7 protein-coding genes and 1 pseudogene are annotated in these 9,427 nt (G+C 49.9%); 4 read left to right on the forward strand and 4 right to left on the reverse strand.

Going from position 1 to position 9,427, the window contains the following annotated elements:
* Positions 1 to 1,010: pseudogene (locus H6F50_RS01440) on the forward strand (hypothetical protein); the annotation flags it as partial.
* An 80-nt stretch (positions 1,011 to 1,090) separates the two neighbouring features.
* On the opposite strand, the gene H6F50_RS01445 reads toward H6F50_RS01440, so the two are convergent.
* Together H6F50_RS01445 and H6F50_RS01450 are read right to left on the reverse strand one after the other, a co-directional pair.
* On the reverse strand, positions 1,091 to 2,527 hold the full coding sequence (locus H6F50_RS01445; protein WP_190425535.1) for a glycosyltransferase family 2 protein: 1,437 nt from the start codon (positions 2,525 to 2,527) through the stop codon (positions 1,091 to 1,093).
* Positions 2,481 to 3,455 carry a radical SAM protein gene (locus H6F50_RS01450; RefSeq protein ID WP_190415319.1) on the reverse strand — a complete coding sequence of 325 codons (975 nt, stop codon included), beginning with the start codon at positions 3,453 to 3,455 and terminating at the stop codon, positions 2,481 to 2,483. The genes H6F50_RS01445 and H6F50_RS01450 overlap by 47 nt, the downstream gene beginning before the upstream one ends.
* A gap of 379 nt (positions 3,456 to 3,834) precedes the next feature.
* On the opposite strand from H6F50_RS01450, the gene ebsA reads away from it, so the two are divergent.
* The 3 genes from ebsA (at position 3,835) to rbsK (ending at position 6,351) form a co-directional block, all read left to right on the forward strand.
* The gene (gene ebsA, locus H6F50_RS01455; protein ID WP_190425538.1) at positions 3,835 to 4,209 is read left to right on the forward strand and encodes a type IV pilus biogenesis protein EbsA; all 375 of its coding nucleotides are present in this window, start codon (positions 3,835 to 3,837) and stop codon (positions 4,207 to 4,209) included.
* 26 nt (positions 4,210 to 4,235) lie between these two features.
* Positions 4,236 to 5,327: a DRTGG domain-containing protein gene (locus H6F50_RS01460; protein ID WP_190425541.1), complete on the forward strand. Its 1,092-nt coding sequence runs from the start codon at positions 4,236 to 4,238 to the stop codon at positions 5,325 to 5,327.
* Positions 5,328 to 5,415: 88 nt separating this feature from the next.
* Positions 5,416 to 6,351, forward strand: coding sequence for a ribokinase (gene rbsK / locus H6F50_RS01465; protein WP_190425545.1), 936 nt, complete (start codon positions 5,416 to 5,418; stop codon positions 6,349 to 6,351).
* Between the two features lie 235 nt (positions 6,352 to 6,586).
* Here the strand turns inward: rbsK and H6F50_RS01470 are convergent, their stop codons facing one another.
* A complete protein-coding gene (locus H6F50_RS01470; RefSeq protein WP_190425548.1) occupies positions 6,587 to 7,018 on the reverse strand; it encodes a nucleoside deaminase in 432 nt (143 codons plus the stop codon).
* Between the two features lie 148 nt (positions 7,019 to 7,166).
* A complete protein-coding gene (locus H6F50_RS01475; protein WP_190425551.1) occupies positions 7,167 to 9,068 on the reverse strand; it encodes a S9 family peptidase in 1,902 nt (633 codons plus the stop codon).
* Positions 9,069 to 9,427: the final 359 nt, after the last annotated feature.

A 9,427-nucleotide genomic window follows, 5' to 3' on the forward strand; every position in this document is an offset into this window, starting at 1 on the left:
TGAATCTGAGTCGCCTGCGTGTCGAGCCGCAAGAGGCAAGAGTCGATCGGGCGTCCACACCCAACACTCAACACTCAACCCCTGCCCAACCCGCTAAGCCAGTCGTTGAACCCGTTGTTCCTAGTGTTCCGCAGATTCAGCAGGAAGCGCCACCAAAGACGCCCTCAGCGGCGGCACCACCACCAGAACCGAGAGAATCGACCGAACCTCCTGCGCCAGTTTCTCAGCCTGGAGAGGGTACGGATCGAAGTGTCGAACTCGATCGAGTTTGGCAACAGGTGATTAATCACGTCCAGCTATTTGGGACGCAAGAATTTTTGCGTCAACGATGTCGCTTACTAAACTTTAATGGTCGGGAAGCAATCCTGAGTGTCAGTTCAACGGGTTTGTTAAAGTTAGCCCAGACAAAATTGCCAGATGTGGAAGCAGCTTTTTCAAAAACCTTTCAATCTAAGGTAAAAGTCAGCTTTCAAGTTAGCGGGGGGGCTGAGGTGAAGTCTCATCCTGCCTCAAAACCGCCAAACGCTGAAAGGTCTGATTCTTTAGGAACATTGCCCAGTAAAAATTCCGTAGGAGCGATCGCATCTGGGACACCGACTCCTCAAGCACCGCCCGTACAGCCTTCTGGGGAAGGCAAGACAGGGAATGGCGCTAGTAACGATTTAGCACCCCCTTCAACCAGCCCGCCGCCGTCAAAGATGCCACCGCAGGAGAAGCATGAGGTGAAGAACGGCAGTTCTTCAGCTTCACGAACTCCAGCCGCTACTGCCCAACCACCCGCACCGCCCGATTTAGAGTGGGACGATGAAGTCGCGATCGCTGCCAAACGCCTCGCGGACTTTTTTAAAGGGGAAATTGTCAAGCTGGCTGATGAGCGAGAGGAAAATTTGGAGACTTTAGATTTACCGTCTCTTTCCGAGATGCCGACGCGCTTGCCACTCGAAGAGATGATTCATTCTGCCGACGAGCTACTCAATGAGTGGCAAGAAGATGATGATGTAGGGTTTTAGAGTAAGAACACGGCAGTGCTGCGTCCTATTTAAAAAAAGGGACACGGTACTGCCGTGTCCCTTTTTTTAAAACTCAAAACTTAAAACTCAAAACTTTCCTCGCTATTGCCTTGATGCACCGTTTTAATCCATTTCAGCCGCTTCGGTCGCACGGACATCCGGGCGGTAGTAGCCGCGATGATTACCATCCAGTGCAACATATAAAGGACACCCCGTAAGGTTTGCAATAGGGTGACGAAAAAGACCGATGCAGTCAATTTCTCTTCTTTATGGGTGCGGCGCAGACCGACGAACATCCCCATCAGAAACAGAATGAACGTCATTCCGGTGATGGGGCTGAGAATCGGCAGACGATTCCGCGCGATCGCCATTAGGCAGTCGGGCACGGCAGCGGCGGGCAGAATATACTGGGTGAGCAGAAACGAGAACGCATCAATGCTTTTGAGGGTGCCCATCCGGTTTGAAACCAGGAGACGCCAGTAGTCCAGATAGCGCTGGAATCCCCCTTCTGCCCATCGATTGCGCTGGTGCCACAGTGCCAGCGCGCTGGTGACGCCTTCCTCATACACGGGGGGAAAGATCAGAAATTCGATATCCCACCGATCCAGGTGTAAGCGGATCGTTAAATCCAAGTCGTCCGTGATGGTTTCCTCATTCCACCCACCGCAATGCTCCAAGGCAGCTCTGCGGACAAATTGACCGTTGCCTCGAAGTTCCCCGATGCCGCCAATGGCAATGCGCTGCTCCTGGAAATAGGAGTCCAGTGCCATTTCTGCCATCTGACCGCGAGTCCAGAAATTCAGCGATGGGTTCGCGATCGCTTTTCGCATCTGCACGGCTCCCACCTGTTGCCGCTCAAAACTTGGGCAAACCCGACGCAGCATATCTGGTGGCACTTGGGCGTCGGCATCAAATACCCCGACAATTTCTCCTCGCGTCAGGGACAACACTTGATTCAGCGCTCCCGATTTGCCGCCAACCCCATTCGCACCTCGGCGCAGGACTTTTAACTGGCGATATTCCTTCGCCAGATGCTCTAACACGAGGGGGGTTCGATCGGTGCTGTGGTCGTCAATCACCCAAACTTCATACCGATCTACTGGGTAGTCCTGATTACACAGCATTTTCACCAGGTTGCCAATAACAGCTTCCTCATTTTTAGCTGCCACCAGTAGGGAAACAGAAGGCCATTGGTCTTTTGTTGCTTCCGACAACGGCGCTGGGACTGGTCGGGGTCGCGCGAATACGACGCGGAACGCCTGAATCACCAACAGTCCGGTCAGTCCTAGGACTAACCACGAACCCCAAACAAACAGATGTAGGGCAATGATGCTGCCCCAAATCACCGTTAAGGCGAACGCCGCTTTGCGTCGGCGTCCTGCCAGTCCCTGAAAAAAGTCGCTCTCAAATTCTTCTGTAGAAACTTCATTGATTGCGTCTCTACATTCAGACAACAGAGAATCGAGCGGTTCAAGCTCGTTGTAAGAATCTTTTTCGGGCCAGGAATTCTCCGGCATAGGTTACTTGATTCAACCACCAATACTTATCTACACCCATAAAGAAGCTGGGGATCAGGTAACACCATACCGTACATCCTTCGCACACGGACAGTTTGCCCTGAGATTGGCGGTAGGATTCCACTTCCTCTGACTGGCGATAGAGGTCGTAAAGCTTACCGTTAATGGGAACGCCGGTTTGGGCAAAGTGATAGCAAGGTAGGAGTAGCTTGTCGTCGGGAGAAATCGCAATTACTGCATCTACCGCTTTACAGCGGGGATTTTTCGTATCATTCCCCCCAGCTTCAATGAACGCCAGTGCAGCCTTATTGTATCCGACATTCTTATATTTCTTGGCGGCGGCTTGAATTGCTGCCACCATGTCTGGGGTGGGATTCTTGTTGGAATTGTAGTGGTCGTGGGCGGTGAAAGCTGGGTTGAGCCATACCCTGACGCCTAGGCGTAGACCGAGTTCTGCGACTTCGTTAATGTGCTGATAATTTTGGGCGGTGACGGTGTGGTTGAGAACGGGTTGTTCGCCGAGTTCTTGCGCTAGAGCAACCGACTCAACTAGGGTGTCAAAAATTTTCACCCCTCGGGAATGGTCGTGAGTTTCAGCATCCGCACCATCTAACGAGAAATTCAAAAAGTCAACTAATCCTTGAATTTCTTTGGCTTTTTTGGGGTAAAGAATTGTATTCGTCGTCATGCTGGTCCAAAATCCCTGCTTTTTGGCTTCAGCGTAAATCTGACCAACATCTGCACGTAGCAGGGGTTCGCCACCCGTAAAGTCTATATACTTCAGACCCAACCGGCGCAAGTCCTTTAAGTTGTGTTGAATCGTGGCAAAGTCAGCTTCTTGGGGTGGCTCTAATGCCCAGATGTTACAAAAATGACATCGGGCGTTGCAGCGATAAGTTAAGTAGTAATTAGCAACTAAAGGAGGCATAGATTTCTCGCGTGAATAATTCCCTAACTTTATTCAGTCAGCGTAAACTAATCGGCAACAGATAGGAAGTTTTACTCAGGAATTGGGGAAAAGGGGAAAAAAATTCGCTACAAAGGGAAAAAAGGGGAAGGAAAACGAAAATTTCTCTACTACTCTTTCCTGCTCTTTCTCCCTCCCACATAGTCCTTAATTCCTTTAATGAATGAATTTATCCTGGGGAGGACGCGGGAACCTGTATATTAAGGTAAAATCACCATTAGCTCCACCGTCCAAGGCTAGAACTCTAAGCTATTGTGTTCCCAATCGGCTGTCAGAGCGCAGAAAATTAGGGACAACGCCCTACTGCCAGTCAGACGGAAATTGAGGAAGATTTAAGACAATGTCAATTGACCAACTTCAGCCTGCAAACCAAGGGGATGTCAGTGTCTACATGCCCTACTACCAGGGCAATAAGCGGAATATGTTGCCCTTGGCAATTAGCCTGTATCAAAAAGGGTCTTTAGAAGGGAATCGAAAAATAGAAGGCGGCGATAGCATTCCTTTTGTTGCCACCTGGTATGTGTCTAGGCTCCCATTGGATTTGACCCGTTGTCGGTTGCAGTTTGATGGAAATGCGGAACTGAGTTACGAAGTGATGATGGCAAATTCAGAGTTAGTCGATTTTTTAATCGACGTAATTATGAATTTCAAGCGCACTCGCACAATCGACTTTTCCCACACGTTCTATCGTAAGCTGCTACGAGCAGATGGTTGAACACTGTAGAAATGAGGAGTGAGGGTGTGCCAAAAGCGGCTAAATATTTGCTTATCGGGTCAACAGAAGCTTACAGTGGCAAGTCAGCAACGATCTTGGGGATTGCCCATCAGCTGAAAGAAAAGGGGCTGGATATCGCCTATGGGAAACCGCTGGGCACCTGTTTAAGTGAATCGCAAACAGATGCGATGGAGGAGGATGTTCGGTTACTCGCTCAGGTATTGAAGTTACCAGAAAACCGAATCAGACCGACTCTGCTGTCTCTGGATGAAGAGACGATTCAAAGACGCCTATCTGGAGAAGACCAGACGGATTACCGTCTGTCTCTGGAGCAGTATCGACGGGTGCCTGGTGCCCCAATGGTTTTATTAGAAGGGCCAGGAACTTTGGAAGAAGGCAGCTTATTCGACTTGTCTCTGGGACAGGTTGCTGAGGCGGTTGATGCGGCTGTTTTACTGGTGGCTCGTTTTCACTCGGTTCTATTGGTGGATGCGCTGTTGTCAGCCAAAAAGCGGCTGGGCGATCGCTTAACGGGTGTTTTGATAAACGATATTCCCGCAGCTAATCTGGAAGCCGCTGAGACGCTCGTACGACCTTTTCTAGAGCGGCAGGGGATTCCTGTGTTGGGAATGTTGCCAAGAAGCGAGTTGCTGCGGAGTGTCAGCGTTCGGGAACTAGTCAGCCAATTGAAGGCAGAAGTTCTGTGCCGTCCAGATCGGCTGGATTTAATGGTACAAAGCTTGACAATTGGCGCAATGAATGTAAATTCTGCGCTGAAGTATTTCCGTAAGGGAACGAACATGGCGGTGGTGACGGGAGGCGATCGCACGGATATCCAGCTAGCCGCCTTGGAAACTTCCACCCAGTGCCTGATCTTGACTGGACAATTGCCGCCACAACATTTTATCCTCAGCCGCGCTGAAGATTTAGAGATTCCGATTTTGTCGGTTGACCTGGATACGCTGACGGCTGTAGGAATTATTGACCGTGCCTTTGGTCAAGTGCGGCTCCACGAACCGATTAAGGTCGAGTGCGTTCGCCAGATGATGGCTGAAAACTTCGATATTGAGCGGTTAATGGCGACTTTGGGTTTAGAACCGGCGGTTACGGTGCAGTGAGCGAGTCCAAAACGTGGTGAATGTTGAGTTCTGAGTTAGGAATCCCTTTAATTCAAAACTCAAAATTCAAAACTTTCAAGAGCGACCAATGACCAAAGTTATCGTCTTCGGCAGCATTAACATGGATCTCGTGGCGCGATCGCCCCGATTGCCAGTTGCTGGTGAAACGCTACGGGGTCATGACTTTTTTACGACTGCGGGTGGAAAAGGGGCGAATCAAGCGGTAGCAGTGGCGCGGCTGGGGATTCCGACTCAGCTCGTTGGGCGTCTGGGTGCCGACAATTTTGGACGCGAACTCCTCGCCAATCTTCAAGCGTCTGGTGTCGAGACTGGGGCTGTTTTGGTGGATGAGGCGGCTCATTCTGGCGTCGCAGCGATCGCTGTGGGTGGGAGGGGACAAAATCATATTATCGTCGTCCCCGGTGCCAATGGGCGGGTGAACGAGAAGGATGTAGGACGCCTTAGCGATTTGTTACCCGGTGCTGCTGCATTGCTCCTTCAGTTCGAGATTCCGATGCCAGCCGTTGTTGCAGCTGCTAGAGCAGGGCGACAAGCGGGTGTCCAGGTCATTCTCGATCCCGCACCTGCTATCGAGATGGAAAATTTTGCGTCTGTTTTATATCCGTTGGTTGACATCATCACCCCCAACGAAATTGAGGCGGGGCAATTGGTAGGCTTTGCTGTGGATGGGCAAGAAACCGCTGCCAAAGCAGCCGCAGCTTTACGTCAACAGGGCGTCGGTACTGCAATTGTGAAACTAGGCGATCGCGGTGTCTTCTGTGCCACAGAGGAGGAAACATTCTTCGTCCCCGCTTTCCCTGTTCAGGCAGTTGATACTGTTGCGGCTGGGGATGCGTTTAATGGGGGATTGGCAGCAGCTTTGGCTTCTGGGCGTCCTCTCCGGGAGGCAGTAATCTGGGGTGCTGCCGCTGGTGCGATTTCGGCAACTATTGCCGGTGCCCAACCCTCTCTGCCCGATAGAGAGACGTTCGACACATTTCTCAGAAACAGAGGGATTCTATAGTTGAGTGGAAAAAGGGAAGGATATTCAGTATATTTTTATGATTAATCCCGTATTTGGTAACGATAATTCCGCCTTTTCAAGGTATATTTAAATAATAGAAATCCGTTTTCAATAAATATTGAAGCTTAGTTCTTCCTTATCAAGTTTATTATATCGAAAAAAACAAATAACTTCTAGAGGGTAAAACAAAAAGTTTTCCCTGATTATTTAAATTTAAAAGCTATTTTCTGGGAAATTACTTGCCAATATCCTCATTCCATAACTGGGGATTGTTCTGGATGAAATCGGTCATCAACTGCTTGCAGTCATCCAGGTTTAAATCAATCACTTCAACACCGTGGGATTCCATGAATTCCTTGGCACCGGAGAAAGTTGCAGATTCACCGGCAATGACTTTTTTAATCCCAAATTGGACAACAGCACCAGCACAGAGGTAACAAGGCATCAAGGTAGAATAAAGCGTTGTATCTTTGTAGCTGCCGATTCTGCCAGAATTGCGTAAGCAATCGATTTCTGCGTGGGTAACAGGGTCGTTGTCTTGGACGCGCTTATTATGTCCTCTCCCGACAATTTGCCCATCTTTAACTAGAACTGAACCAATGGGAATTCCCCCCTCGCTGAGTCCCTGTTTAGCTTCGGCGATCGCATCTGTCATAAAGTCGTCCATAACAGTTTAAATCCTGAACAAGTAGGTTTTTTTAAGAATACTGTTATTCCGTGGAAAAGGTTTGGTTTTAAACACAAAGGTACGCAAAGGTAAGCGTAGAGGTACGCAAAGTTTAGACTTTGCGTACCTCTATTGGTAAGAATGGGGACTATGGATTTAGTACGCCGGAATGTCCGGGGATGTCTCCTAGCGGTTCGCAACGTCCACCCAAATATTTAGAGAGAAACTCTTCTGCGATCGCGTAAAAGTGCAGTCGGTTTTCGGGACGGGCGAAACCGTGTCCTTCGTCGGTGTAAAGGGCGTATTCTACAGGCTTATTTGCCTTTTGCATCGCCTCGACGATTTGTTCGCTTTCCGCCTGCTTCACCCGTGGATCGTTGGCACCTTGGGCGATTAGCAAGGGTTTAGTTATGCGGTCAACGAAAAATAAGGGCGATCGCGATTTGAGAAATTCTTCTTCCGTCTCCAAGTTGCCGACCCGATAGTAGAAATTCGCCTTCAGCGGTTCCCAGTAGGGCGGGATACTTTGCATCAGCGTAATCAGGTTACTCGGACCAACGATGTCCACACCGCAGGCAAAGACATCCGGCGTGAAAGTTAATCCCACTAGGGTTGCGTAACCGCCGTAAGAACCGCCCATAATGGCAATCTTTTGCGGGTCGGAGATGCCTTGTTGCACCAACCAGTTGACGGCATCAATAAGATCGTCGTGCATCTTCGCCGCCCATTCCCGGTTGCCAGCATTGACAAAGGCTTTGCCGTAGCCGGTGGAACCCCGGAAATTCACTTGCAGCACCGCGTAACCCCGGTTTGCCAACCACTGCGCTTGCGGGTCGTAACCCCAAGTATCTCGCGCCCAAGGACCACCGTGAACCAGCAACACGGTTGGTAAATTCTGTGCGGTTATTCCTACAGGTGTTGTCAGGTAGCCGTGAATCGTCAAGCCGTCTTGGGCTTGGTAGGAAATCGGTTGCATGGATGCCAGCGACAACCCTTCGAGTGTGGGTTTGTTGCTGAACAGGAGGGTGCTGGTCTTGGAGTCTCGATTATAGGCGTAGTAGTAGACCGGGCCGTCATCGGTGAGGAAAGCGACTAGCCAATTTTTGTCGGCAAGGTCACGGGAGGAGATACCGAACTCTCCGGGACGAATTTGGGCGATCGCTTCAAAATCTGCGGCGATACTTTGGTCAAGTACCTGCCATTCTTGTTTCTCTTTGTAGAAGGAAACTGCCTGGATAACTCGCGTAATTGGGTGAATGACGATGCCGCCTAGATCGTATTGGGGATCTTCGGCAATTACGGTTTCTTCGCGAGTAGTGACATCGAAAGCAATCAGACGACTGGCATTGGCATCGTGACTACCGCTGATATAAAGCGTTTTGCCATCTTCCGAGAAGCTGACGGCACCGCCTTCATCATCTGGCCCCCAGTGACGCAGCGTTTCCCAATCGCCTTGGCTTGTTTCCCGGAATAATAGGTCAGAACCCCCATCAGGCGTGGCAGCGGTAGCGGCACGTACCTGGAATTGGGCATCTACTGTCCAGCTAACGACATTGCCTGGGTTTTCGGCGTATAAGTCAACCGCACCGTTAGCCAGGTTGATGCGGTAAACGTCAAACTTTTGCAAGTCATTCAAGTTCATCCCCACCAACACTTGATCGGGAAACTTGGGGTCAAGATCCACTGGCTGTGCTTTCACCCCTTGGAATGGCGTTAAGTCGCGGACAATATTGGAGTGAATATTGACCGAATAGAGGTGAAAGTTTTCGTCGCCATCTGAGTCTTGCATATACATCAGCTGGTCGGCGTTATAAGTCCAGAAGAAAATCCGGATACCGCGCTTCTTATCTGCGGTGAGTTGGCGGTCGTCTTCCTGTCCGACTGTCCGCAACCACACCTGCAAGACATTCTTCTCGTCGGGGGCGATGTACGCCAGATACTTACCATCCGGCGATAGTCGCGGACTGGTGCGTTCTGGGTTGCCGAAAAGAATCTCGCGGGGAATCAGCGGCGGTAGTTGGGTTGCCGATCGCTCAATAGTTGATTGCATTTTTACCTCTTACTACTCGATCTCCTTATTCTTACTTTGCTCATAGAACTCGCGAATCCCCCAGTATGGTTAACCGACCCGATAAAAAGCGAACTGACAAGTCAGCGCAAGCTATCGCGTTTCTTATGTTGCGGAGAATGCGATCGCGTTTCTTATGTTGGGGAGAATGCAATTTAATGGGTTTGCTCTGCTCGCTTCACACACGATGCCTAAAATGAACTAGGAGAATTTTGAGTATGATGAAATTACCATACCCAAAACTCATACTGATGCAGAAAGTCACAATCTCTTTAGAAGATGACATCCTGCGATTTGTAGATCGGCAGGCAAAAGGCAACCGCAGCGCCTATATTAACGAT

The sequence above is a fragment of the Coleofasciculus sp. FACHB-712 genome, from assembly GCF_014695635.1.
Classification (GTDB): domain Bacteria; phylum Cyanobacteriota; class Cyanobacteriia; order Cyanobacteriales; family FACHB-T130; genus FACHB-T130.

What these genes read in the sequence shown, in the direction of transcription:
- H6F50_RS01445 (WP_190425535.1), bottom strand. Translation starts at nt 2,527, where the DNA reads ATGCCGGAGAATTCCTGGCCCGAAAAAGATTCTTACAACGAGCTTGAA.
- H6F50_RS01450 (WP_190415319.1), bottom strand. Translation starts at nt 3,455, where the DNA reads ATGCCTCCTTTAGTTGCTAATTACTACTTAACTTATCGCTGCAACGCC.
- ebsA (WP_190425538.1), top strand. Translation starts at nt 3,835, where the DNA reads ATGTCAATTGACCAACTTCAGCCTGCAAACCAAGGGGATGTCAGTGTC.
- rbsK (WP_190425545.1), top strand. Translation starts at nt 5,416, where the DNA reads ATGACCAAAGTTATCGTCTTCGGCAGCATTAACATGGATCTCGTGGCG.
- H6F50_RS01470 (WP_190425548.1), bottom strand. Translation starts at nt 7,018, where the DNA reads ATGGACGACTTTATGACAGATGCGATCGCCGAAGCTAAACAGGGACTC.
- H6F50_RS01475 (WP_190425551.1), bottom strand. Translation starts at nt 9,068, where the DNA reads ATGCAATCAACTATTGAGCGATCGGCAACCCAACTACCGCCGCTGATT.